The following is a 24,244-nucleotide window of genomic DNA, read 5'->3' on the forward strand; positions in this document are numbered from 1 at the left end:
CGTTGGAGTGTAAAGGGATCTAGTCTCTCGACTATGACCCAGCGGGCCGAGGACCTCCCCCTGCGCGAGCAGGTGCGCCTGCTCTCGGGACACGACGAGTGGCGCACCGAGCGGGCCGGCGCGCTGCGCCCGGCGATGCTCAGCGACGGGCCGCACGGCCTGCGGGTGCAGCCGGAGGGCGGGGACCACCTCGGCTTCGGCGAGAGCATCCCGGCGACGTGCTTCCCGACGGCGGTGACCCTGGCCTGCACCTGGGACGACGCGCTGGCGCACGAGGTGGGCGCCGCGATCGGGCTCGAGGCGCGCGCCCTCGGTGTCGACGTGGTCCTCGGACCGGGACTGAACATCAAGCGCCACCCGCTGGGCGGACGCAACTTCGAGTACTTCTCCGAGGACCCGCTGCTCAGCGGCCGCCTCGCCGCGGCGATGGTGGAGGGCATCCAGTCCCGGGACGTCGGTGCGTGCCTGAAGCACTACGCCGTGAACAACCAGGAGTCGCACCGGTTCGTGGTCGACGCCGTCCTGGACGAGCGCACGCTGCGGGAGCTCTACCTCGCCGGCTTCGAGTACGCCGTCCGCGCGAGCCCGCCCTGGACCGTGATGGCGTCGTACAACTCGGTCAACGGCGTGCCCGCCACCGCGCACCACCAGCTGCTCACCACGATCCTGCGGGACGAGTGGGGCTTCGACGGCCTGGTGATGAGCGACTGGGGCGCCGTGGGCGACCGGGTCCGCGGCATCGCCGCCGGGATGGACCTGGAGATGCCGACCAGCCGCGGCCTGTTCGACCGCACGGTCCTCCAGGCCGTGGAGGATGGCGACCTCCCGGCCGCGGTCGTCGCGACGAGCGCCCAGCGGGTCATCGACCTGCTCGCCCGCTGCCCGGGCGGCGAGCGGCCGGTACTCCCCGTCGACGAGCACGACGCGCTCGCCCGGCGGGTCGCCGCCGAGGCCACCGTCGTCCTCGAGAACGACGGCCTGCTGCCCCTCTCCCCCGGGCTCACCGTGGCCCTGCTCGGCGAGTTCGCCGACCAGCCGCGCTACCAGGGCAGCGGAAGCTCCCTGGTGACACCGACCCGGTTGACCAGCGCCCGCGACGCGTTCGCGGCGCGCGGCATCACGGTGACCGACGACCCGGCGACCGCCGACGTGGCCGTCGTGCTGGTCGGGCTGCCCGGCACCCACGAGAGCGAAGGCTTCGACCGGGCCGGCCTCGAGCTGCCGACCGAGCACGACGCCCTCGTCGAGGCCACCTGCGCCGCGAACCCGCGCACCGTCGTGGTCGTCTCCGCCGGCGGGCCGGTCCGGCTGCCGTGGCGCGACCGGGCCGCGGCGGTCCTGGCCGGGCACCTCGGTGGCCAGGCGACCGGGTCAGCCCTCGTCGACGTCCTGTACGGCGACGTCGAGCCCGCCGGCCGGCTCGCCGAGTCGTGGCCGGAGGAACTGGGCGACGTCGCCTCGGCCCCGTGGTTCCCCGGCGACCCGCACCAGGTCGAGCACCGGGAGGGGCTGTTCGTCGGCTACCGGCACCACGAGACGGCCGGCGTAGCGCCGGCGTACCCGTTCGGGCACGGTCTCGGCTACGGCCGCCTCGAGTGGACCGATCCTGACCTGGACCGCACGGAGCTCACTGCCGGCGAGTCCGTGCGGCTCACGGTGACGCTCACGAACCCCGGCGAGCGACCCGGCTCCGACGTCGTCCAGGTCTACCTCCACGACCGCACCGGGGTGGTCCTGCGGCCCCGGCGCGAGCTCGCGGCGTACGCCAAGGTCCGGCTCGACCCCGGCGGGAGCCGGACGGTGACCCTGGAGGTGCCGACCCGCGCGTTCGCCTTCTACGACGTCGAGCGCGCGGACTGGGCCGTCCCGTCCGGCGAGTACGCCGTCGAGCTGGCCCGCTCCAGCGCCGAGGTCGTGGCGACCCTCCCGGTCCGGGTGTCGGGCGGCGTCGACCGGGCGCCGGAACCGGCCGACACCACACCCCTCGCCGTCGACGACGGGGCCTTCGCCCGCCGTCTCGGCCGCCCGGTTCCGGTGCCGCGACCGGTCCGGCCGTTCACCCGCGAGTCGACCGTCGGGGAGCTCGCCACGACGCGCACGGGCCGCCTGCTGCGCCGCGCACTCGCCGCGGCAGCGCCGCTGGACCAGGCCGCGGGCGACGACGAGACGATCAAGCTGATGCTGGAGAGGTCCCTCGAGGAGCTTCCACTGCGGTCGGTGGCGATCTTCTCCGGCGGCCGGGTGCGCTGGCCCGCGGTCGACGCGATCCTGGCCGTCGTGAACGGCCGGCCGTGGGAGGCGCCCGCCGTCCTGCTGCGTCCCATGGCTCACAGGGCGCGGATGCGCTGGAAGCTGCGCCCGCCGCGCGCGTAGGTCGCGACCACGGCCGGGGGTACGCGATGCTCCTCGACGGGCTGGGACCAGCGGCAGGGGCGGACGTGCACGAGATCCGCCTCGACGGCCGCTGCCGACCGGTCGTCCCGCAGCGGACCGCTCAGGAGGCCCCGCACGTAGCGGCCGTCCGGGTCCCGGGTCCACACCACGGCACCGTCCGGCACGGTCGCGAACCGGTCCCGACGGCGGGCGGACCGCTCGTCGGTCACCGCGCCCATCCCGCACAGCCCGAGGTCGAGCGCCCGCTCGACCGCGGCCCACGGGTCCACGTCGTCGCGGCGGGAGCGCATCGGTGCCCGGTAGACGCCGGGGCCGTCGGCGGGTGCTGAGGACACGGAGCGGCCCGTGCCCGGAGACCGCCCCCGGCAAACGCCGTTTGCGCGCCCGCGCCACGGCTACCGGTCGACGTACCCCACCGAGAGGAATCTCCTGTGAACGAGCAGACCCTGTCCGGCAAGACCGTCGCCTTCCTCGTCGCCACCGAGGGCATCGAGCAGGTCGAGCTCACCGAGCCCTGGGCGGCGGTGCGCGACGCCGGCGGGACGCCTGTCCTGGTCAGCACCGAGGACGGCAAGGTCCAGGCGTTCAACCACCTGGACCGCGCGGACACCTTCGCCGTCGACGCCGTCGTCGACGACGTCTCGGTGGACCAGTACGACGCCCTGGTGCTCCCCGGTGGGGTGCCGAACCCCGACCTGCTCCGCACCTCCGAGCCCGCCGTCGGCTTCGTGCGCGACTTCGTGGGCTCCGGCAAGCCAGTGGCCGCGATCTGCCACGCGATCTGGATGCTGGTCGAGGCCGGCGTGGTCAGCGGCCGCGAGCTCACCTCGTGGCCCAGCCTGCAGACCGACGTGCGCAACGCGGGCGGCGCGTGGGTCGACCGCGAGGTCGTCGTCGACGGCAACCTGGTCACCAGCCGCAAGCCCGACGACCTGCCCGCGTTCAACCGGGAGCTCACCTCCCTGGTGGCCGCTGCGGCCTGACGACCCGGCCACTAGAGTGCCCGGGTGTCCCCGCCCCCCTTCCGCGTCGGCTTCGTCACCGGCGCCACGCCGGACAAGTGGGCGCGCATCTGGCGGGAACGCTCCCGCATCCCGCTGGAGCTCGTGCCGGTCGAGCAGGACCAGCAGGAGGACGGGATCCGCTCCGGCGACCTGGACATGTGCCTGGTCCGGCTGCCCGTGGACAGGGACGGGCTGCACCTGATCCCGCTGTACGACGAGGTCGCCGTCGTCGTGGCCGGCCGCGAGCACCTGGTCGCGGCGGCCGATCCGGACGGGGTCACCCTGGCCGACCTGGCCGACGAGCAGCTGGTGCTTCCCCACGCGTCCGGCTGGGTGCCGTCGGCCCCCCAGCTCGACTGGCCGCCGATGTCGGTGCGCGACGCGATCGAGGTCGTCGCGTCCGGCACCGGGATCGTGCTGGTGCCGATGTCCGTGGCCCGGCTGCACCACCGCAAGGACGTCGTCCAGCGGCCGGTCACCGACCTCCCGCCGACCACGGTCGGGCTCGGCTGGCTGGTCGACAACGAGGACCCGCGGGTCCAGACCTTCATCGGCATCGTGCGGGGCCGCTCGGAACGCAGCTCGCGCTCCTGAGCCCGGTCGGCGAGCGTGAGCGTCCTCACCCGAAGGTGTGGGACGAGCGACGGGTGGCAACACTGATCTAGTGACCTCGTTACAACGTCCCCCGTCCGTCCAGCAGACCACCGCGGCGGTCGGCAGCCCCATCCCGGAGCCCGACACGCATCCCGTCCTCGACGTCGAGCAGTCGTCGTACGGCCCGGACGGTGAGCACCCCCGCCTGGACCGGCTGGTCTTCGGCGTCACGGCGAGCGTCTCGCTGGCCTTCCTCGTATGGGGGTTCGTCGGCACCGACTCGCTGGGCGAGGTCTCCGCGGACTCGCTGGCGTGGACCATGCGCAACACCGGCTGGCTCTTCGTCCTGACCGCCAGCGCCCTGGTCGTCTTCGTCATCTGGCTGGCCATGAGCAGGTTCGGGGCGATCACCCTCGGGCACGACGGCGAGGAGCCGGAGTTCCGGACGGTCTCGTGGATCGCGATGATGTTCAGCGCCGGCATGGGCATCGGCCTGATGTTCTACGGCGTCAGCGAGCCGATCAGCCACTTCGTCACGCCCCCGCCCGGCACCGGCGACCCCGCGGGCAACGAGGCGGTCCAGCACGCCATGGCCACGACGCTGTTCCACTGGACGCTGCACCCGTGGGCGATCTACGCCGTGGTCGGCCTGGCCATCGCGTACGGCGTCTACCGCAAGGGCCGGCTGCAGCTGATCTCGGCCGCCTTCGAGCCACTGCTCGGCAAGCACGCGCACGGCCCGGGCGGCAAGGTCATCGACATGCTGGCCATCTTCGCCACGCTCTTCGGCTCGGCTGCGTCCCTCGGCCTCGGCGCGCTGCAGATCCGCAGCGGCCTGGAGATCGTCGCGGGCCTCGGCGACCTCGGCAACGCGTTCCTGGTCGGCATCATCGCGGTCCTCACCGTCGCCTTCGTCGCCTCGGCCGTGTCCGGGGTCGCGAAGGGCATCCAGTGGCTCTCGAACATCAACATGGTGCTCGCGGTCGCGCTCGCGGCGTTCGTCTTCATCGTCGGGCCGACCGTCTTCATGCTCAACCTGATCCCGACCTCGCTCGGCAGCTACGTCGGCGACCTGCCGATGATGGCGGCGCGCACCGGTGCCGAGGGCCAGGACACCAACGAGTGGCTGCAGGGCTGGACCGTCTTCTACTGGGCGTGGTGGCTCTCCTGGACCCCGTTCGTCGGGATGTTCATCGCGCGCATCTCGCGCGGTCGGACCATCCGCCAGTTCGTGACGGGCGTGCTGCTCGTGCCGAGCATGGTCAGCCTGGTCTGGTTCTGCATCTTCGGCGGTGCGGCGATCAGGCTCCAGCAGCTCGGCACCGACATCGGCGGCGCGGGCGGCGAGGAGTCGCAGCTGTTCAGCACCCTCGAGGCCTACCCCGCGGCGACGTTCGCGAGCGTCGTGGTGATGGTGCTCGTGGCGATCTTCTTCGTCTCCGGAGCCGACGCCGCCTCCATCGTGATGGGCTCCCTCTCCGAGCGCGGCACGCCGTCGCCCCGCCGGGCGACCGTCATCTTCTGGGGCGTCGCGACCGGCGCGGTCGCCGCGGTGATGCTGCTCGCGGGCGGCGAGGACGCGCTGTCGGGACTCCAGACGATGACCATCGTGGCGGCCGTGCCGTTCGTGCTGGTCGTGATCGGGCTGTGCGTCTCGCTGGTGATGGACCTGCGCACCGACCCGGTCGTCGTCCGGCGTCAGTACGCCGTCGAGGCGGTCGAGCAGGCGGTGATCGCGGGGGTGACCGAGCACGGCGACGACTTCGTCATCTCCGTCGAGGCCGATCCCGACACCGGGTCGAACCCGGTGGCGCCTACCAGGACGTCGCCAGCGGACGCCCCTCGGTGAACCCGGCGGCCGACTGCAGGCCGACGAGCGCCCGCTCGTGGAACTCCTCGAGCGTGGCGGCTCCGGCGTACGTGCAGGCGGAGCGGACTCCGGACCCGATGGAGTCCAGCAGGTCCTCGACGCCGGGGCGATGCGGGTCGAGGTACATCCGCGAGGACGAGATGCCCTCCTCGTAGAGCCCCTTGCGCGCCCGGTCGTACGCCGACTCCGTCGACGTACGGTTGGCGACCGCCCGCGCGGACGCCATCCCGAAGCTCACCTTGTAGGGACGGCCCGTGGAGTCCTCCAGCAGGTCGCCCGGCGACTCGTGGGTGCCGGCGAACCAGGAGCCGACCATCACGCTCGAGGCGCCGGCGGCCAGCGCGAGCGCCACGTCGCGCGGGTGCCGGACGCCGCCGTCCGCCCACACGTGGCGACCGAGCGCACGCGCCGCGGCCGCGCACTCGACGACGGCGGAGAACTGCGGCCGGCCGACCCCGGTCATCATCCGGGTGGTGCACATCGCGCCCGGCCCCACGCCGACCTTGACGATGTCGGCTCCGGCGTCGATGAGCGCGCGGGTGCCCTCGGCCGAGACGACGTTGCCGGCGACGACGGGGACCGCCGGCGCGACCGAGCGGATCGCGCCCAGCGCCTCGATCATCCGGTCCTGGTGGCCGTGGGCGGTGTCGGCGACGAGCACGTCGACCCCGGCCTCCAGGAGCCGGGCGGCCTTGTCCTTGACGTCGCCGTTGACGCCGATCGCCGCAGCGATCCGCAGGCCGCCCCGGGCGTCGACGGCGGGGGTGTAGAGGGTCGCCCGCAGCGCGCCCGTGCGGGTCAGCACGCCGACCAGGCGCCCGTCCTCGTCGACGCCCACGGCCAGCGTGGCGCCGACGGTGTCCAGGGCGTCGAAGACGGCGCGCGGGTCGGTGTCGGCCGGGACGATCACCCGCGGTGGCGACATGACCTGCTGGACCTGGGCGAACCGGTCCACCTCGGCGCAGTCCGCGGCGGTCACGAGGCCGACCGGACGGCCGTCCTCGACGACCACGGCCGCCCGGTGCGCGCGCTTGGGGATCAGCGCCAGCGCCTCGGCGACGGTGGCGTCCCGGGCGAGCTCGATCGGGGTGTCGAAGACCAGGTGCCGCTGCTTGACCCAGCGCACCACGTCGGCGACCACCGGGATCGGGATGTCCTGCGGGATCACGACCAGCCCGCCGCGGCGGGCGACGGTCTCGGCCATCCGCTTCCCGGCGATCGCCGTCATGTTGGCCACCACCACCGGCAGGGTCGCGCCCGTGCCGTCGCTGGTCGCGAGGTCGACGTCGTACCGGCTGGCCACCGCGGACTGGCGGGGCACCATGTAGACGTCGTCGTAGGTCAGGTCGTACGGGGGCACCGCACCGTCGAGGAACTCCACTCCTGAGAATCTACGTGCCGCCACCCCATCTGGCAGGTTGGACGCCATGGCGTACCTCGATCCGGGTGACCCCGTCCAGCTTGCCGCCCGCGTCCGCGAGGCGTTCGAGGAGCGGTACGGCGCCCCCGCGTCGGCGGTCGGCCGGGCGCCCGGACGGGTCAACCTGATCGGCGAGCACACCGACTACAACGCGGGGCTGGTGCTGCCGGTGGCGCTCCCCCATGCGACGTACGCCGCGTGGCGGCCGAGCGCTGACGGGCGGCTCCGCGTCGCGAGCCGTCAGCAGGCGACGACCTGGGAGGGCCGGCTCGACGAGCTCCGGCCGGGCGCGGTCGACGGCTGGGCCACCTACGCAGCCGGCGTGGTGTGGGCGCTGCGCGAAGCGGGGGTAGACGTCCCGGGCGGCGACCTGCTCGTCGACAGCACCGTCCCGGTCGGCTCCGGGCTCTCCAGCTCGGCCGCGCTCGAGTGCGCGGTGGCGGTGGCGCTGGCACCCGACACCGATCGGAGGGTGCTGGCCGCCGCCTGCATCCGGGCCGAGACCGAGGTCGCGGGCGCGCCCACCGGCGGGATGGACCAGTACGTCGCCCTGCTGGCGCGGCCCGGGCACGCGCTGCTGATCGACTTCGAGAGCGACGAGACCACGCAGGTGCCGCTCGACCTGACGGGACACACCCTCCTGGTCACCGACACCCGGGTCAGCCACGAGCTCACCGACGGCGGCTACGGCTCGCGACGTACCGACTGCGAGGAGGCGGCCCGCCGGATCGGCGTCCCCACCCTGCGGCAGGCCGACCTGGCCGCCGTCGAGCAGCTCGACGACGACCGGGTACGCCGCCGCGCCCGGCACGTCGTTAGCGAGATCACGCGGGTGACCGAGGTCGTCGACGCCCTGGCCGGCTCCGACTGGGACGCCGTCGGGGAGGCGTTCCTCCACTCGCATGCCTCGATGCGCGACGACTTCGAGATCTCCACCCCGGAGCTCGACGCCGCGGTCGCGGTCTCGGTCGAGGCGGGCGCGGTCGCGGCCCGGATGACCGGCGGCGGCTTCGGCGGCTCCAGCGTGGCCGTCGTCCCGGAGGAGCGGGTCGAGGCCGTGATGCGGGCCGTCGACGCGACGTTCGTGCTCGAAGGGTTCCGGCCGCCCGCGCACCTGCGCGCGGAGCCGTCGGCGGGGGCGGCACCCGTCCCCGAGCGGTAGCGTCGCCGCGTGCGACCTCTCCGGTTCTCCGTCAACGTCACGCTGGACGGGTGCTGCGACCACCGCGCCATCCCCGCGGACGAGGAGCTGCACCGCCACCACGCCGCCAACCTCGACCGGGCCGACGCCCTGCTGTTCGGGCGGGAGACCTACCAGATGATGGAGGCCGCCTTCCGGCCGACGGCCGAGCATCCGGAGCCGGTCGACTCCTTCGCGCGGACGATCGACGCCGCGAGGAAGTACGTCGTCTCCAGCACGTTGCCGCACGTCGACTGGAACGCCGAGCTGCTGCGCGGGGATCTGGCCGACGCGGTCGAGAGGCTCAAGCAGGAGCCGGGTCGGGGGTTGTTCGTCGGCGGCGTGCGCCTGTCCCTGGCGCTCGCGGAGCTGGGGCTGATCGACGAGTACGAGTTCGTCGTGCACCCGCGGGTCGCCGGGCACGGGCCGACGATCTTCGCCGGGCTCCCGCGGCAGCTGGACCTGCGGCTCGTGGACCGGGTCGACTTCGAGTCGGGGACGGTCGCACTGCGCTACGAGCCACGACGGTGATCTGAGTCGGCGTACTCAGGGAGGACCGGGTACGACGGCGGGTCCGCGCCGTACGACTCGGGACGAGGCTTGTCGTCATGAACACGCCCAAGCAGACCAAGAACACCACCGCCTTCTTCGCCCAGGCCGGCATCTCCTTCGCCATCGCCCTGCTGGCCATGCTCTTCGCGATCCTCTACCTGCCGGTGGACCCGTGGGTGCGGGCCTTCTTCGGCATGACGACGCTGTTCCTGACGACCTCGGCGTTCACCCTGGCCAAGTGCATCCGGGACGCGCAGGATGACCAGTACGTCGTCACGCGCCTCGACCAGGCGCGGGTCGACAAGATCCTGGCCGACCACGACCCGTTCCGCAGCGTGTCCTGAGCGGGTCGGGGGTAACGGTCGACCGGACCCGTTCGCGATCGGAAGGAACCCCTGTGCCTCAGAATCCCGTCGGCAAGCTGGTCGGCTCGGCCGTGGACACGGCCGTCGGCGCCGTCAAGGACCCGGTCGGTACCGGCCAGAAGGTGATCGGACAAGCCGTCGACCAGGTGCGCGGCACGGTCCAGCTCGGCAGGCTCGTCGTCGGCCAGGCCACCCAGGCGGCCGTCGACCGGGTCGGCGCCGTGACCGGCCGCTCGGCCCCGGCGAAGCCGACCCCCGACGCCGGCCCCCCGCCGGCCTCCCCCGCGCCTCGTCCGCACGGCGACCCGCTCCAGCCGTTGACGTCGGCGCCGGAGAAGAAGGCCCCCGCTCCGAAGGCGGCGACCAAGAAGGCGGCGACCAAGAAGGCTGCGACCAAGAAGGCGACGGCGAAGAAGGCCCCGGCCAAGAAGACGACAGCGAAGAAGACGGCGGCGAAGAAGGCGGCCGCCCCGACGGCAGCCGTCCCCGCCGACGGCGTCACGCCGGCCGACATCGCACCGGCCAAGAAGACTGCCGCGAAGAAGAGCCCCGCGAAGAAGGCGGCGACCAAGGCGGCGGCGACCAAGGCGGCCGGTCCGACGCCCCCGCCGCCGGCGGCCCCCCTCACGGCGGCCGAGGTCGCCGCCGGCGAGAGCTCGGAACCCGACCTCGCACCGGCCGAGAGCACGGAGCCGTTGCTCGACCCCGGGACCGCGAAGGCCGTGGCGACGGAGGCCGACGTCGCAGCGCGAGCGGCGGATCCGGGCAAGGACTGACGGAGGCGGTCCCGACCACGTTCGTGCTTCACTCCGAGGAACAACCCCCGACGGAGGGATCCCGATGAGCCTCACCGCCCGGATCAACCACCTCCAGGACGTCGCGACCGGCATCGGCTGGAAGGTCGTGCGGACCGTCGCCCCGGTGATCTCGGACCTGGCCGGGAAGGCGCAGTCCACGCTGCGGTCGCGGCTGCCCGGCCAGCCCCCGGCGGGCGGCACGGCCCCGGCCGAACCACCGGTGGTCGAGTCCACCCCCGATCCCGGACCTCCGGTGGAGGCTCCCGCGGTCACGAAGAAGGCCAGCACTGGCCCGAGTCCCGCGAGTGTGGCGCGCAACATCGCCCCGCATCCGCCGGCGCCCGTGACGGCGCCTCCGAAGCCCTCCGTACCGAGGAGGGCGCCGGGCGCCAAGCTGCCGCCCCGGCGGCGGACCGACGAGGACTGAGCGCTACCTCAGCTCGGCGCTGCTCAGGCCGAGCACCCGTCGCGCGACGATGAGTTTCTGGATCTGCTGGGTGCCCTCGAAGATGTCCAGGATCTTGGAGTCGCGTGCCCACTTCTCCAGCAGCTCGGCCTCGGAGTAGCCGAGGGTCCCGCAGAGCTCGACGCACGACAAGGTGACGTCGGAGCCGACCCGTCCGGCCTTGGCCTTGGCCATCGAGGCCTCCAGCGAGTTGGGCCGCCGGTTGTCGGCCAGCCAGGCCGCCTGCAGCATCAGGAGCCGCGCCCCTTCCCAGTCGGCCTCCAGCTGCAGCAGCTTCGCCGCGGCGGCCGACTGCGTGCTCGCCGGGCGGTCGTGGTCGACGACCACCCCGGCCTGCTCGAGGAGGTCGCGGGTCAGGTCGAGCGCCGCCCGGGCGCAGCCGACCGCCATCGCCGCGACCAGTGGCCGGGTGTTGTCGAAGGTCGCCATCGCGCCGGCGAAGCCCTGCTTCGCGTCGATCTCCGGCGAGCCGAGCAGGTTCTCCTTCGGGACGCGGCAGTCCTCGAAGATGATCGTCGCGGTGTCGGAGGCCTTGATGCCGAGTTTGTGCTCGAGCCGGTCGACCCGCATGCCGGGCGTGCCCTTCGGCACGACGAACGACTTGATCGCGGCCCGGCCCAGAGACCGGTCCAGGCTGGCCCAGACGACCACGTGGTCGGCGCGCTCGCCGGAGGTGACGTAGATCTTCTCGCCGTTGATGACGTACTCGTCGCCGTCGCGCACGGCGGTCGTCGTGATGCTCGCCGAGTCGGAGCCGGTCCCGGGCTCGGTGATCGCCATCGCCGCCCACACCCCGGCGAACCGCTCGAGCTGCTCGTCGTCCGCCACCGAGGCGATCGCGGAGTTGCCGAGTCCCTGGCGGGGCATCGACAGCAGCAGCCCGACGTCGCCCCAGCACATCTCGGCGATCGACATGACCGAGGCGAGGTTGGCGCCGTTCCTGACCCCCTCGCCCGTGTCGACCGGGTCTCCGGTGTCGCGTCGTACGCCGGCCGCGCCCGCGCCCTCGTTCGCGCCCGACTCGGACAGCCCGTCGATCATCGCGGCGAGCAGGTCGAGCTCCTGGGGGTAGGCGTGCTCGGCCCGGTCGTACTTCCGCGAGATCGGCCGGAGCATGTTCATCGCGACCTGGTGGGCCTGCCCGGCCAGGGTCCGGAACCTCTTCGGGTCGTCCAGATCGATGCTCATACGAGAACCACTCCCTCCATCACGCCGACGGCCCGGAGGTCGCGGTACCACCGCTCGACCGGGTGCTCCTTCACGAATCCGTGCCCGCCGAGCAGCTGCACCCCGTCGAGGCCGATCCGCATCCCCTTGTCCGTGCACAGCCGGCGCGCCAGCGCCACCTCGCGAGCGATGTCCCGGCCCGCGGCGGCCCGGCCGGCGGCCTTGTAGGTCAGCAGGCGCATCGCCTGCAGCTCGATGGCCATGTCGGCGACCATGAAGGCCACCGACTGCCGGTGTGCGATCGGCTCTCCGAAGGCCTCACGCTCCCTGACGTACGGCGTCACGTAGTCGAGCACCGCCTGCGCCGTGCCGACGGTGAGCGCGCACCAGGCCAGGCGCGAGAGCCGGACGCACTCGGTGTACGAGGATCCGTCGGTCTCACCGAGGAGGTTCGCCTCCGGGACCGTGACGCCGGTGAGGACCAGCCGGGTCAGGCCCGCGGCCCGGACGCCCATGCCGGGGTCGGCGACGACCTCGATCCCGGGCGTGCTCGACTCGACCAGGACCAGCACCGGGCGCCCGTCGAGGACGGCACCGACCACGAACAGCTCGGCCTCGGCCCCGCGGGCGACCGCGGACTTCACGCCGTCGAGGACCAGCCCGTCGGCCGTACGCCGGGCGGTCGTCGCCGGGCTCAGCGCGTCGAAGAGCACCGTCGGCTCCGCGAGCGCGAGGGCCGCGGTGAGGCTCCCCCGCCCGTCGGTGAAGGCCGGCAGGTAGGTCTGCTGCTGCTCCTGGGTGCCCCACAGCCCGAGCGCCGTCGCCACCGAACCCGGGGCGAGCGACGCGACGGCCAGCCCGAGGTCGCCACGGGCGAGCGCCTCGGCGACCAGGACGCCGGCCACCGCGGAGCGCTCCTCGGCGACACCCCCGAGCGACTCCGGGACCCCGAGGGTCGGGAGGCCGACCTCGAGACCCGACGCCAGCACCGCGTCCGGGGCCGCGCACGCCTCGTCCGCGGCCGCGGCGGCAGGCCGGAACACCTCGTCGGCCAGCTCCGTGGCCACGTCGACGAGCAGCTGCTGGTCCTCCGTGGGGGTCAGGTCGAACATGCCCCCGCCCGAGGCCGGGAGGGCGCGGGTCCCGGGCGTGCCTCTCGACCCGGCCCGGGCGAAGGCCCGACTCGCCGCCGTCGCGGTGCGGAACCCGCTGCGCGTCGTCGAGAAGACGGCGCGCTCGGCATGCCGGCGCAGACCGACCCGGTCGAGCACGTCGCTCCGCGCCAGGCGGCCGAGCGCGGCCACGGCGTACCCGATCGGGTCGCGGGTCTCGGTCGAGGACAGCCCGTGCTTCCCACCGGGGCGGAGACTCTCTCTGAGGGACATGTCGGCAAATGTAACTCGTAGTTACACGCCGGGCTACGAACGAGCCCGCGATCGTGTCGCCCGTGCCCGGATGGCCTACGATCGCGCCGTGTCCGAACACCCCGAGGCTCCCGAGCACGCGCCGTACGGCCCCCTTCCGACCGGCGGCACCGTCCGGCCGATGACCCGCTGGGGCACGCCGGTGATGCACCGGCCGCAAGAGCGGGTCACGGCGTACGACGACGCCCTGCGCACCCTGGTCGCCGACATGGTCGCGACCATGTACGCCGCCGACGGCGTCGGCCTGGCCGCGTGCCAGATCGGGGTCGACCAGGCGGTCTTCGTCTTCGACTGCCCGGACGCGACCGGCGACCGGACCGTCGGGGTGGTCTGCAACCCCGAGCTCGTCCTGCCCGAAGGCAAGGACCGGCAGCTCGACGTCGCCGAGGAGGGCTGCCTGTCCTTCCCGGGCGCGTTCGTCGACTGCGCCCGCCCCGACCACGCGACCGTCACCGGGACGGGCCTCGACGGCGAGCCGGTCACCTTCGAGGGCGACGGCCTGCTCGCCCGGTGCCTGCAGCACGAGACCGACCACACCGTCGGCACGGTCTTCGGCGACCGGGTGCCGACCAAGGCCCGCAAGAAGCTGCAGAAGGTCCACGACAAGCTCGCGGACGAGTACCCGCCGAACTGGCCCGCCTGATCCCGGATCAGGCAGACCGGCGCCTCAACGCCTCTTCTTCGCCACCTTGATCGTCGCCTTCGCGGACGACGCTCGGGTGGTGGCATTGCCGGCGTAGGTCGCCGTCAGCCGGACCTTCCCGGCCTTGACCTTGGGCAGCTTCAGCCTCGCCGTACCGGCCCTGAGGGTGAGGGTCTTCTTCTTCGCGCCGTACTTCAGCACGACCTTCCCCGACGCCGGCGTAGATCCCCGCAAGACCCGGACCGTCACCGTCGGGCGGGAACCGGCCTTCGCCGTCCGGGGGGCCTTGATGGTGGTGCGCGAGGCGACGACGGGCGCGGCCACGGCGACCACCCGGTCGGGCGACGACGAGCCGGCCTGGCCGCTGCCCGTCGCCGGCAAGAACGTCGCTCGGTAGGCGTGAGCCCCCGGAGCGACACCGGTGAGCCGCAGGGTCGCCCGGCCACCGCTCACTGTTGCGGCGCCGAGAGCCGCGGCTCCGTCGGTGAACCGCACCGATCCGGACGGGACCAGGGCGCCGGCGGCGACCGTGGCCGTCAGCGTCACGCTGGTGCCCGCGACCGTGACGTCGAGTTCGGTCGTCGTGGCCTGGAGCACCGGCGGCGCCGTACCGGCCCACGTCAACGTGAACGGCCCGGTGCCCGCATCGCGGTTCCGGAAGCCGTCGACGACGAGGTGGTAGGTCGTGCCGGCGGCGGCGGTGAACGTGATCCGGGACAGGTAGTCGTCCTCGGACACATCGTCGTTCTCGGCGACCAGGGTCAGCGTCCCGAGCGTCGTGCCCGTGTAGGCCGCCAAGGTCGTGTCGCGCTGGTCGACGGTCGAGTCGGTGGCCACCGTGACCGGGCCCGAGGCGGGCGCGGTCCAGGAGTACCAGACCGAGGCACCACCGGCGCCGAGGCCGGCACCGGGCGGCACCGGGTCGCCGGTCTGCGCGGTCGCGCCGGCGTTGTCTCCACCGACCGATCCCGTCGCGCCGGCCAGCGCGCTCCGGTTCGCGAACGCGTCGTTGGCGGGCGGGACGGGCACGACGACCGTCGATTCCGCGACCGGGCCAGGACCGACGCCGTTCACCGCCGCCAGGCCGATCTTGTAGGTACCCGGAGCGACGTCACTGATCACCGCGCCGACCCACGCCGCCGGCAGGGTGCCGCTCGAGACGTCATTGATGTAGATCCGGTAGCCGGTCAGGGCCGCACCGCCGTCACTCGCCGGCGGCGTCCAGGTTGCCAGGATCACCTTCTCCAGCGGATCCCAGGTAGCCGTGACGTCCCGGGGTGCCGTGGGGACGACCGCCCCGGTCGCCGCGCCGGTGCTGGCCGCCACGCCCGTGCCGGCGGCGTTCACCGCCGCGACCCGGAAGGTGTACGACGTGCCCCCGGCCAGACCGGTCCACGTGTACGACGTCGCGCCGGCCCCGAGCTCGACCACCTGGTCGCTGCCGGTCCGGGTGAGCACGTAGCCCGTCACGGCGGACGACCCCGGATCCGTGGGAGCCGTCCACGAGAGGGACACCGACGAGGTCGTCGTGCCGGTCGCGCTCAGCCCACCGGGGACGCCCGGCGTCCCCGAGTCCGCGCAGGCGCCTGTGACCTCGATGCCGTAGGCGCCGAGCGAGCCGTAGTCGTCGTACCCCGTGGACCACGGGCCGTTGCCGACGCCGTCGACCGCGACGTGGTAGACGCCGGACGCCAGGTTCCCGGTCACCGTGGCGCCGAGTCCCGATGCCCGCTCGGCGTCCACCATGGCCGACGACGGGTTGCCGATGGTTCCGACGGTCGTGCCCACGGCGTTCAGCAGCCGCAGCTCGAGGTCCAGGTTCGCGCCAGCCTCGAGCGTCGGCGCGGCGCTGATCGTCACCGGCCCGGTGCAGGTGCCGAGGCGGAAGGTGTCGACGTCGGTCCGGCTGGAGATGTACGCCGGGCCGGTGGGCACGGTCGGAGCGCCGGCGACGGTGGACGGCGCCTCGTCGGGTCGCTCGCCGAGCACGCCCCGGATGATGGCGATGTCGTCCTGCTGGTTGTTCGCGCCGGCGTAGTCGCCCTTGCTCCACTGGGTGATCGGCCGGTAGTAGCCGGCGCCCATGATCGGTGCCCAGGCGCCGTGCCCCTCGTCGTACCCGTTGTCGTGCTCGGTCTGCGTGCTGGGGTTGCCGTCGTGCTGGAGTCCGAGCTGGTGACCGACCTCGTGGGACAGCGCCTCCACGATGCCCTTCGCGTCGCCACCGGTGCCCTGCGGGAAGATCCAGGCCGGCTGGGTAGCGCCGTAGCCGTTGCCGCCGGGGCCGTAGTCCTTGTCGAAGACGTTGATGAAGGCGACGCCGCCACACTTCTCGTCGCAGATGGAGTCCCAGGCGGTGCTCGGCGTGATCAGCGCATGTGCGCCGTACTCCTGGTCGAGGGCACCGGACCGGCGGATCGCCGCCGCGCCCGGGTCCTCCGTCGTCACGTCGACGTCGAACGGCGCGTAGTCCTCGGCGACACCCGCCCAGATCGCCTGCACGGTCGCGAGCTCGCTCGCGGAGAAGGTCGGTCCGTCGTCGGCCGGGTCCCAGGCGGGGTGAGCCGTCGGCGTCGTGGGGTACTGCGTGTGCCACTCCGTCCCGCTGACCGTGGCACCGTCGACGTCGATGAAGATCGTGCGCTGCGCACCAGGCTTGCTGTGCAGCTCGAAGGTCTCCTCTAGCGGGTACGACGCCGCGGCAGCGACCGGCGGCTGCGGGTCGGTGACGAGCGGCTCCTTGTAGTGCAGCAGGCCGTTCGTGCTGAGCCAGGCACTCTCGTCGGTGCGCAGGATCTCGCGGAGCTCGGCGGTCTCGACCCCGTTGACGGCGGCCGCGGCGTCGACCTGCTCGCCGAGCAGCCGGAGGGCGGCGCGGCCCTGCGCGGGACGCGGGATGTCGACCTCCAGCGCGGCCAGCTCCGGCTGCTCCTCGGCCACCTGAACGTGCTTCTCGGGCGGGCTCGCGAAGGTCGGCGGCGTGCTCGGGACGAGCACGGCGAGACCGACGACCGCGGCCACGAGGCCGACACCTGCACCCTTCACGATGGCTCCCTTCGAGCAAAGTCGCGTGACTTTACCGGGATCGTCGGCAGCTTCGTGGTGGAACCGAGGACTCTCAGCGGCGAGCCGTCACGTAGCAGGCGACGGCGGTGGCGGCAGCGACGTTGAGGGAGTCGATCCCCTCGCGCATCGGGATGATGGCGCGCCGGTCGGCGGACTGCTCCCACCGCGCGGAGAGGCCGTGGCCCTCCGAGCCGAGGACGAGGGCGACCTTGTCGAGCCCGGCGACGGCCTCGTCGACCGGGGTCGCGTCGTCGGCGAGCGTCAGCGCCACCGTGGTGAAGCCCGCGGCGGACAGGTCCGGCAGGGCGTCGTACCAGTCAGGAAGGCGGGTCCAGGGCATCGAGAAGATCGCGCCCATGGCGACCTTGATCGCGCGGCGGTACAGCGGGTCGGCGCAGCGCGGCGCGAGAAGTACGGCGTCGAAGCCCAGCGCCGCTCCGCTGCGGAAGATCGCGCCGACGTTGGTGTGGTCGACGATCTCCTCCAGCACCAGCACGGACCGGGCGCCGGCCAGCACCTCCCCGACCGGCGGCAGCGGCCGGCGCTCCAGCGAGGCGAGCGCGCCGCGGTGCACGTGGAAGCCGGTGACCTGCTCGGCCAGTGCCTCGGACAGCACATAGCAGGGGGCGTCGGTGGTCGCGAGGACGTCGGCGAGTCCGTCGAGCCAGCGCGGCGCCATCAGGAACGAGCGCGGGGCGAAGCCGCCCTCGACGGCGCGGCGTACGACCTTCTCCCCCTCGGCGAGGAACAGGCCGTGCTCGGCCTCCAGGTTCTTGCGCAGTTCGACGTCGCGCAGGTCGCGGTAGTCGGCCAGCCGCGGGTCGGCGGGGTCCTCGATCTCGACCAGGGTCGCCATCAGGGTCTCGATACGCCGGTTCGTCCCTCACCGGCTACTCGACCAGCGAAGGTGTCGGGGTGGGCGACGGCCACCACGTCGCCGATGACGATGATCGCGGGCGGCTTGACCTGCTCGGCGGCGAGTACGTCGGCCAGGGTCCCGAGCGTGGCCAGTACGGTGCGCTCCCCCGGCATGGTGCCGTCGCACACCACGCCGACCGGCGTGTCGGCCGGGCGGCCGCCGTCGAGGAGCGCCTGCGCGATGCGGGGCGCGTTCTCGACGGCCATCATCAGCACCAGCGTGCCGGCCAGCCCGGCGACTGCGGACCAGTTGGTCAACGAGTCGGGATGGCCGGGCGGGAGATGGCCCGAGATCACGGTGAACTCGTGCGCGACGCCGCGGTGGGTGACCGGGATGCCGGCGGCGGCGGGTACGGCGACGGGGCTGGTCAGGCCAGGGATCACGGTCACCGGTACGCCGGCGTCGCGGCAGGCCAGGATCTCCTCGTACCCGCGGCCGAACACGAAGTTGTCGCCGCCCTTGAACCGCGCCACCCGCTTGCCGGCGAGCGCCCGGTCGACGATGACGCGGTTGATCTCCTCCTGCATCGCGCTGCGCCCGCGCGGCAGCTTGGCCACGTCGATCAGCTCGACGTCGGGGCCGAGGTCGCCCAGCAGCTCGCGGGGAGCGAGCCGGTCGGCCACCACGACGTCGGCGTCCATCAGTGCCTTCCGCCCGGCGATGCTGATCAGCTCGGGGTCGCCCGGGCCGCCGCCGACGAGGACGACGCCCGCCGTACGGTCGCGCTGGCGGGGCGCGGCGACGACGCCCTCGCGCATCTGCTCGAGGATCTCGTCACGGATCCGGGCGGAGCGCTGCGGCTCGCGGTTGCACAGTACGGCGACCGTGACGCCGTCGTGGCGGCCGGTCGCAGGAGTCCAGGCGGTGGCCTGGGTCCCGTCGTCGGAGCGGACGCAGAACACCCGCCGTACCTCCGCCGCGGCGCTGACCTGCTCGTTGACGGCGGGGTCGTCGGTGGCCGCGATGCAGTACCAGGCCTCGTCGAGGTCGGCGTCCGCGAACCCGCGCTCGTGCCAGGTGACCTCGCCGGAGCCCACCAGGCCCTCGATCGCCGGGGTCACCTCCGGCGACACCACGTGCACGTCGGCGCCCACCGCGATCAGCTGCGGCACCCGCCGCTGCGCGACGTGGCCGCCTCCGACGACGACGACGCGGCGATCGGCGAGGCGGAGCCCGGAGGGGTACGTCGGGAAGTCGTCCACCCGCCCATCATCCCGTGTGCCGCTCCTGACCCCTGGGCACGGGTTCGGTGGCCGGACTACGGTCGTGACCGATCCCCGACTGCGCTAGGAGACCGCATGCCCTCGCTGGACCGTCCCGTCACCCCGAACCCGTACGACCTGCTGCCCGCCGTACCGTCCTTCACGGTGACCAGCACCGACGTCACCGACGGGCAGCCCCTGAAGGACGACCAGGTCGCGGCCGCGGGCAACACCTCGCCGCAGCTGTCCTGGTCGGGCGCACCGGAGGGCACCAAGAGCTTCACCGTCACCTGCTTCGACCCCGACGCGCCGACCCCGAGCGGGTTCTGGCACTGGGTGCTCGTGGACCTCCCCGCCGACGTGACCTCGCTCGACGCCGACGCGGGAGCCGAGGGTGCGGACCTGCCGGGCGGCGCGTTCATGTGCCGCAACGACGGCGGCCCGAAGGGTTTCATGGGCGCCGCACCGCCCGAGGGCGACCAGGTGCATCGCTACTTCTTCGTCGTCCACGCCGTCACCGAGGAGTCCCTCGGCGTCGACTCCGACGCCTCCGCCGCGGTCGTCTCCTTCAACCTGGCTTTCAAGACCGCCGGCCGCGCCATCATCCACGGCACCTACCAGCACTGAAACGCCGAGCCGGCGCGAGTTCGCGCCGGCTCGGCACCACATTCACGCCGGGTCGGCGTTAGGGGGCGGAGGCGTTCTTGAGGAGCTGCTCGAAGGGGGTGGGGTCGGCGAACTCCTCGTCCACCGTCCGGTGGTGGCGGGCGGAGCCGCTGGACTGCACCTTGCCGGCCAGGGCCGCGAGCTCGCCCGCCGCCTGCTCGACGCGACGCTGCAGGCCGGTGTCGCCGAAGTCGTCGGTGGCCGCGAAGACCCCCGTCGGTACGACGATCGCCCGCAGGTAGGCGAACAGCGGCCGCAGGGCGTGGTCGAGGACCAGCGAGTGGCGGGCCGTCCCGGCGGTCGCCGCGATCAGCACCGGCTTGCCCTCCAGCGTGCCGGACTCCAGGACGTCGAAGAACGTCTTGAACAGCCCGGAGTACGACGCCGAGAACACCGGCGTGACGACGACGAGCCCGTCGGCGTCGCGGACGGCGGCGATCGCCTCCGCCAGCGCCTGCTTCGGGAAGCCGGTCAGCAGGTGGTCGGTCAGCTCGTGGGCGAGGTCGCGGAGCTCGACCTGGGTCAGCTCCACCTCCTCCAGCGCCTCGGTCGTCGCGGCGGCCAGCCGGTCGGCCAGCAGCCGCGTCGAGCTCGGGTTGGAGAGCCCGGCCGAGACGACGACGATGCGGGTCGTCATACGGACACCCCCGTCACGTCGTCGACCGCGTGCACGGTCGTGTCCTTGGCGCCGCCGGCCTTCGCGACCAGCGAGGCGTGGGTCGGCGCCTCGGGGGCGTTCGGGCTGCGACCCTCCGCGAACCCGGCCCGCATGTCGGGCAGGATCTCGCCGAGCAGGTCGAGCTGCTCCAGCACGGTCTTCAGCGGCAGGCCCGCGTGGTCGACCAGGAACAGCTGGCGCTGGTAGTCCCCGACGTACTCGCGGAACGACAGCGTGCGCTCCAGCACCTGCTGCGGCGAGCCGACGGTCAGCGGGGTGGCCTCGGTGAAGTCCTCCAGCGACGGCCCGTGGCCGTAGACCGGGGCGTTGTCGAAGTAGGGGCGGAACTCGTTGACCGCGGCCTGGCTGTCCTTGCGCATGAAGAACTGCCCGCCGAGGCCGACGATCGCCTGCTCCGCCGTCCCGTGCCCGTAGTGCTCGAAGCGGCGCCGGTAGAGGTCGACCATCTGCTTGGTGTGCCCGGCCGGCCAGAAGATGTGGTTGTGGAAGAAGCCGTCGCCGTAGTACGCCGCCTGCTCGGCGATCTCGGGGCTGCGGATCGAGCCGTGCCACACGAACGGCGCCACGCCGTCGAGCGGGCGCGGGGTCGAGGTGTAGCCCTGCAGCGGCGTGCGGAACTTCCCCTCCCAGTTGACGACGTCCTCGCTCCAGAGGCGACGCAGCAGGGCGTAGTTCTCGACCGCGAGGTTGATGCCCTCGCGGATGTCCTTGCCGAACCAGGGGTAGACCGGACCGGTGTTCCCGCGCCCCATCATCAGGTCGACGCGGCCGTCGGTGAGGTGCTGGATCTTGGCGTAGTCCTCCGCGATCAGCACCGGGTCGGTGGTGGTGATCAGCGTGGTCGCCGTCGACAGGATGATCCGCTCGGTCTGCGCGCCGATGTAGGCCAGGGTGGCCGTCGGGTTCGACGCGATGAACGGCGGGTTGTGGTGCTCGCCGGTGGCGAAGACGTCGAGACCCACCTCTTCCGCGTGCTTCGCGATCGCGACCGTGGCCTTGATGCGCTCGTGCTCCGTCGGTGTCCGCCCCGTCGTGGGGTCGGGCGTCACGTCGCCGACGCTGAAGATGCCGATCTGCATGACTGCCTCCGCTGTCTATTGGTTGAATCTCGAACTATCGAGTGAACCGCCGGCCCCGGCCAGGTATTCCGATCGTGCCGTCCGGGTTGCGGCTAGGGCGATCCGGGCAGGGTCCGGCCCAGGATCAGGACGGCCCGGTCGTCGTCGCCGCGGTCCACCTGCCGGATGATCCGGCGCGGCGTCCCGTCGATCCCGCCGCTCATCGCCTGGCGCGCGACCCCGCGCAGCCAGTCGATTCCGGCGTCGAGGTCGGCCTCGCGCGACTCCACGACGCCGTCGGTGTAGAAGAGCAGCGCGTCGCCGGTCCGGAGCAGCCCAGCGCTGAGGTGGAGCTCGGGGTCGGGCGCGATGCCGAGCGCGGTGCCGCGGGCGTTGTCGACGCTCCACTCCCGTCGTCCGGCGTCCCAGCGCAGCGCCGGCGGGTGACCGGCGCTGAAGATGCCGTACTCCCCCGTCGGCAGGTCCACGACCACGTGCACCGCGGTCGCGAAGGTCTCGTCCGAGTGCTGGCGCAGCAGGAAGTCGTTCGCCGCGTTCAGCAGCTGGCGCGGCGGCAGCGCGCCGATCATGCCGCCGAGCGCACCCGCGAACTGCAGCGCCCGCGGGCTCGCCTTCACGCCGTTCCCGCACACGTCGACGAGCACCATCTCGAGGCGGCGGCCGTCGGGCGAGAGGTCGGCCACCAGGAAGTCACCGGCATACCCGACGCCGTGGGCGGACCGCATCGCCGACTGCGAGAGCCACCCGTCGGGGAGCGGCGGCACGGTGCCCTGCGCCTCCTGCAGCTCGCGCAGGTCGGCCAGCATCGCCTCGCCCAGGGCGGCCGGCAGGCCGGAGCGCTGCCGGCTGGACTGGTACAGGATGATCGCGACCGAGACCGCCAGGGACGCCAGGGCCGAGACCCGCGCGCCGTTGAACGACACGTCGCTGACCAGCACCGACCCCACGGCGGCCGCCGAGGCGGCGACGGTGAGCACCACCAGCGGCCGGAAGCGCAGCAGCAGCATGCCGAGCAGCAGCCAGACGAAGTACGTCGTCAGCGGCATCACCTCGTAGTCGAGCACCGAGACGACGAACGACACCGCCACGCCCGCGAGCAGCAGCACCAGCGCGAGCACCTGGCTCTGCGAGGTGCCACTGCGCCAGCCCAGGACCCGTTCGTGGAAGCGACGCGAGATCCCGTCACTCAACGTCCCCCGCCGACCCCGCACCCGTGCAGACTATGCGGTCGCCGGCGCCGGTGGTCGGACTGCCCGCGCCGTCAGCCCGATCGCCGAGGCAGCGTGACCCGGAAGGTGCTCCCGACCCCGACCTCGCTCTCCAGCGACACGGTCCCCTCGTGGGCCGCGACGATGGAGCTGACGATGTTCAGGCCGAGCCCGGTCCCCGAGATCTGCTGGGTGAGCGCGTGCCCACCCCGGAAGAAGCGGGAGAAGACCCGCTCCGTCTCGTCCGCGGGGATCCCGATGCCGGTGTCGCTCACCTCGATCTCGACGGCGTCGGGGCGCTGCCGGAGCGAGACGGTGGCGCGGCCGCCGGGCCGGCTGTACTTCACCGCGTTGGAGACCAGGTTGTCGAGCACCTGACGGATCCGCTGCTCGTCGAGGACCGCCTCCAGCCGGTCGGGCACGTCCGCCCTCAGCGCGACCTGCGCCTGCCCGGCGCTCGGGCGGGCGGACTCGACGGCCTCGCGGACCAACGCGGACAGGTCCACCTTCCGCCGCTGCAGTCGCAGGCCGCCCTCGCCGACCTGGGCCACCAGGAGCAGGTCCGCCACGAGGGCGCCGAGGCGGGCGGCATTGCGCTGCACGACCCGGAGCTGGGTCGCGACCGACGGCGGCAGGTCCTCCTCGACCAGCATCTCGAGATGGCCGAGGACCGAGGTCAGTGGGGTCCGCAGCTCGTGGGAGACCGAGGACACGAACTCGTCCTTGACCTGCATCGCCCGCATCAGCTCGGTGATCTCCTGGTACGCGAGCGCGGCGCCCAGCCGCTCTCCGTTCGGTCCCCGGACCTGGCGGGCGGAGGTGGAGAACGCCGCGCGGGTCAGCGGGTCCGAGCCCGCCCAGTAGGCGTAGTCGTCGAACTCCTCGCCCTGCGCCGCCCGGTACGACGGCATCTCCTCGCGCTTCATCAGCGTCTTGCCGTCCAGGTGGTAGACGTGGCCGAGCTGGCCGGCGCGGCCGTCGTGGCCGTCGGGGAACGGCAGCCGCATCGTCTCCTCGTGCTGCCGGTTCATCCGCTCGTAGCGGCCCTCGGCGTCGATGAGCAGCAGCCCGACGCTCACCGTCTCGAAGATCGCCTCCAGCGCGTTCCGCTCGTGCTCGATCTCGGCCTTCGCCTCCTGCAGGCGCTGCTCGTACTCGTGCTGCTCGCTCACGTCGAGGATCTGCGAGATGAAGTACAGGGGCTGGCGCTCCGGCCCGCGGACGACGGCGACCGACAGGTCGCCCCAGACCTCGTGGCCCTCGGCGTGCAGGTACCGCTTGCGCAGCCGGTAGGAGTCGATCTCCCCGTCGAGCGCCCGGTGGAACTGCTGGAGGTCGGTGTCCAGGTCGTCGGGATGCGTGATCTGCTGGAAGTCGCGCCGGGTGAGCGTCTCGACGTCGTAGCCGAGCATCTCCGAGAGCGCCCGGTTCACGAGCAGGAGCCTCCCGTCGAGATCGACCAGGGCCATCCCGACCGGCGAGTACTCCAGCGTCAGCCGCCACAGGTCGGAGCTCTCCGTAGGGTCCTCCACCCGCGACACCTCCTTCG

At 72.9% G+C, this 24,244-nt stretch carries 22 protein-coding genes; 11 read left to right on the plus strand and 11 right to left on the minus strand.

What is annotated here, in order from left to right; genetic code table 11:
• Positions 1–33 precede the first annotated feature (33 nt).
• Positions 34–2,373 (plus strand): glycoside hydrolase family 3 C-terminal domain-containing protein, encoded by a 2,340-nt coding sequence (locus tag VMF51_RS17250; protein ID WP_325475690.1) that lies wholly within the window; start codon positions 34–36, stop codon positions 2,371–2,373.
• Here the strand turns inward: VMF51_RS17250 and VMF51_RS17255 are convergent.
• Positions 2,328–2,729, minus strand: a complete 402-nt coding sequence (locus VMF51_RS17255) for a GAF domain-containing protein (protein ID WP_325475691.1) — start codon at positions 2,727–2,729, stop codon at positions 2,328–2,330. The two genes, VMF51_RS17250 and VMF51_RS17255, sit on opposite strands and share 46 nt — an antisense overlap.
• Positions 2,730–2,825: 96 nt before the next feature.
• Here VMF51_RS17255 and VMF51_RS17260 point away from each other — a divergent pair, with 96 nt between their 5' ends.
• From VMF51_RS17260 to VMF51_RS17270, 3 genes are all read left to right on the plus strand, one after another.
• Entirely contained in the window at positions 2,826–3,377 is a 552-nt protein-coding gene (locus VMF51_RS17260; protein WP_325475692.1) for a type 1 glutamine amidotransferase domain-containing protein, read from the plus strand.
• 24 nt (positions 3,378–3,401) lie between these two features.
• Positions 3,402–3,992, plus strand: a complete 591-nt coding sequence (locus VMF51_RS17265) for a LysR substrate-binding domain-containing protein (RefSeq protein ID WP_325475693.1) — start codon at positions 3,402–3,404, stop codon at positions 3,990–3,992.
• Positions 3,993–4,062: 70 nt separating this feature from the next.
• Positions 4,063–5,841, plus strand: a complete 1,779-nt coding sequence (locus tag VMF51_RS17270) for a BCCT family transporter (protein ID WP_325475694.1) — start codon at positions 4,063–4,065, stop codon at positions 5,839–5,841.
• On the opposite strand, the gene VMF51_RS17275 is transcribed toward VMF51_RS17270, so the two are convergent.
• A complete protein-coding gene (locus VMF51_RS17275; RefSeq protein WP_325475695.1) occupies positions 5,807–7,243 on the minus strand; it encodes a GuaB1 family IMP dehydrogenase-related protein in 1,437 nt (478 codons plus the stop codon). The two genes, VMF51_RS17270 and VMF51_RS17275, sit on opposite strands and share 35 nt — an antisense overlap.
• A 46-nt stretch (positions 7,244–7,289) precedes the next feature.
• Here VMF51_RS17275 and galK point away from each other — a divergent pair, with 46 nt between their 5' ends.
• The 5 genes from galK to VMF51_RS17300 all read left to right on the plus strand — a co-directional run bounded on the left by galK (position 7,290) and on the right by VMF51_RS17300 (position 10,603).
• The gene (gene galK / locus VMF51_RS17280; protein ID WP_325475696.1) at positions 7,290–8,444 is read left to right on the plus strand and encodes a galactokinase; all 1,155 of its coding nucleotides are present in this window, start codon (positions 7,290–7,292) and stop codon (positions 8,442–8,444) included.
• A gap of 9 nt (positions 8,445–8,453) precedes the next feature.
• Positions 8,454–8,993 (plus strand): dihydrofolate reductase family protein, encoded by a 540-nt coding sequence (locus VMF51_RS17285; RefSeq protein WP_325475697.1) that lies wholly within the window; start codon positions 8,454–8,456, stop codon positions 8,991–8,993.
• Positions 8,994–9,070: 77 nt separating this feature from the next.
• Complete coding sequence (locus tag VMF51_RS17290) at positions 9,071–9,358, plus strand: YiaA/YiaB family inner membrane protein (RefSeq protein ID WP_325475698.1); 288 nt, start codon at positions 9,071–9,073, stop codon at positions 9,356–9,358.
• 53 nt (positions 9,359–9,411) lie between these two features.
• Positions 9,412–10,155: a hypothetical protein gene (locus VMF51_RS17295; RefSeq protein WP_325475699.1), complete on the plus strand. Its 744-nt coding sequence runs from the start codon at positions 9,412–9,414 to the stop codon at positions 10,153–10,155.
• 64 nt (positions 10,156–10,219) lie between these two features.
• Positions 10,220–10,603: a hypothetical protein gene (locus tag VMF51_RS17300; protein ID WP_325475700.1), complete on the plus strand. Its 384-nt coding sequence runs from the start codon at positions 10,220–10,222 to the stop codon at positions 10,601–10,603.
• Between the two features lie 3 nt (positions 10,604–10,606).
• Here VMF51_RS17300 and VMF51_RS17305 read toward each other — a convergent pair whose 3' ends face one another.
• Together VMF51_RS17305 and VMF51_RS17310 are read right to left on the minus strand one after the other, a co-directional pair.
• A complete protein-coding gene (locus VMF51_RS17305) occupies positions 10,607–11,830 on the minus strand; it encodes an acyl-CoA dehydrogenase family protein (protein ID WP_325475701.1) in 1,224 nt (407 codons plus the stop codon).
• A complete protein-coding gene (locus VMF51_RS17310) occupies positions 11,827–13,194 on the minus strand; it encodes an acyl-CoA dehydrogenase family protein (RefSeq protein ID WP_325475702.1) in 1,368 nt (455 codons plus the stop codon). The genes VMF51_RS17305 and VMF51_RS17310 overlap by 4 nt, the downstream gene beginning before the upstream one ends.
• A gap of 160 nt (positions 13,195–13,354) precedes the next feature.
• Here VMF51_RS17310 and def point away from each other — a divergent pair, with 160 nt between their 5' ends.
• Complete coding sequence (gene def, locus VMF51_RS17315; RefSeq protein ID WP_325475740.1) at positions 13,355–13,876, plus strand: peptide deformylase; 522 nt, start codon at positions 13,355–13,357, stop codon at positions 13,874–13,876.
• 24 nt (positions 13,877–13,900) lie between these two features.
• Here the strand turns inward: def and VMF51_RS17320 are convergent, their stop codons facing one another.
• From VMF51_RS17320 to cobA, 3 genes are all read right to left on the minus strand, one after another.
• Complete coding sequence (locus VMF51_RS17320) at positions 13,901–16,921, minus strand: fibronectin type III domain-containing protein (protein WP_325475703.1); 3,021 nt, start codon at positions 16,919–16,921, stop codon at positions 13,901–13,903.
• 73 nt (positions 16,922–16,994) lie between these two features.
• Entirely contained in the window at positions 16,995–17,798 is an 804-nt protein-coding gene (locus VMF51_RS17325) for an RNA methyltransferase (RefSeq protein WP_325475704.1), read from the minus strand.
• Complete coding sequence (gene cobA, locus VMF51_RS17330) at positions 17,798–19,063, minus strand: uroporphyrinogen-III C-methyltransferase (RefSeq protein ID WP_325475705.1); 1,266 nt, start codon at positions 19,061–19,063, stop codon at positions 17,798–17,800. Before cobA ends, VMF51_RS17325 begins: the two co-directional genes overlap by 1 nt.
• Positions 19,064–19,159: 96 nt before the next feature.
• On the opposite strand from cobA, the gene VMF51_RS17335 reads away from it, so the two are divergent.
• Positions 19,160–19,690, plus strand: a complete 531-nt coding sequence (locus tag VMF51_RS17335; RefSeq protein ID WP_325475706.1) for a YbhB/YbcL family Raf kinase inhibitor-like protein — start codon at positions 19,160–19,162, stop codon at positions 19,688–19,690.
• A gap of 58 nt (positions 19,691–19,748) precedes the next feature.
• Here VMF51_RS17335 and VMF51_RS17340 read toward each other — a convergent pair whose 3' ends face one another.
• The 4 genes from VMF51_RS17340 to VMF51_RS17355 form a co-directional block, all read right to left on the minus strand.
• Positions 19,749–20,366 carry an FMN reductase gene (locus VMF51_RS17340; RefSeq protein WP_325475707.1) on the minus strand — a complete coding sequence of 206 codons (618 nt, stop codon included), beginning with the start codon at positions 20,364–20,366 and terminating at the stop codon, positions 19,749–19,751.
• Positions 20,363–21,487 carry an LLM class flavin-dependent oxidoreductase gene (locus VMF51_RS17345; RefSeq protein WP_325475708.1) on the minus strand — a complete coding sequence of 375 codons (1,125 nt, stop codon included), beginning with the start codon at positions 21,485–21,487 and terminating at the stop codon, positions 20,363–20,365. The genes VMF51_RS17340 and VMF51_RS17345 overlap by 4 nt, the downstream gene beginning before the upstream one ends.
• A 92-nt stretch (positions 21,488–21,579) precedes the next feature.
• Positions 21,580–22,677, minus strand: a complete 1,098-nt coding sequence (locus tag VMF51_RS17350) for a PP2C family protein-serine/threonine phosphatase (RefSeq protein WP_325475709.1) — start codon at positions 22,675–22,677, stop codon at positions 21,580–21,582.
• 71 nt (positions 22,678–22,748) lie between these two features.
• Positions 22,749–24,227: a sensor histidine kinase gene (locus VMF51_RS17355; protein WP_325475710.1), complete on the minus strand. Its 1,479-nt coding sequence runs from the start codon at positions 24,225–24,227 to the stop codon at positions 22,749–22,751.
• Positions 24,228–24,244 lie beyond the last annotated feature (17 nt).

It is taken from the genome of Nocardioides sp. (assembly GCF_035503875.1).
Classification (GTDB): Bacteria; Actinomycetota; Actinomycetes; order Propionibacteriales; family Nocardioidaceae; genus Nocardioides.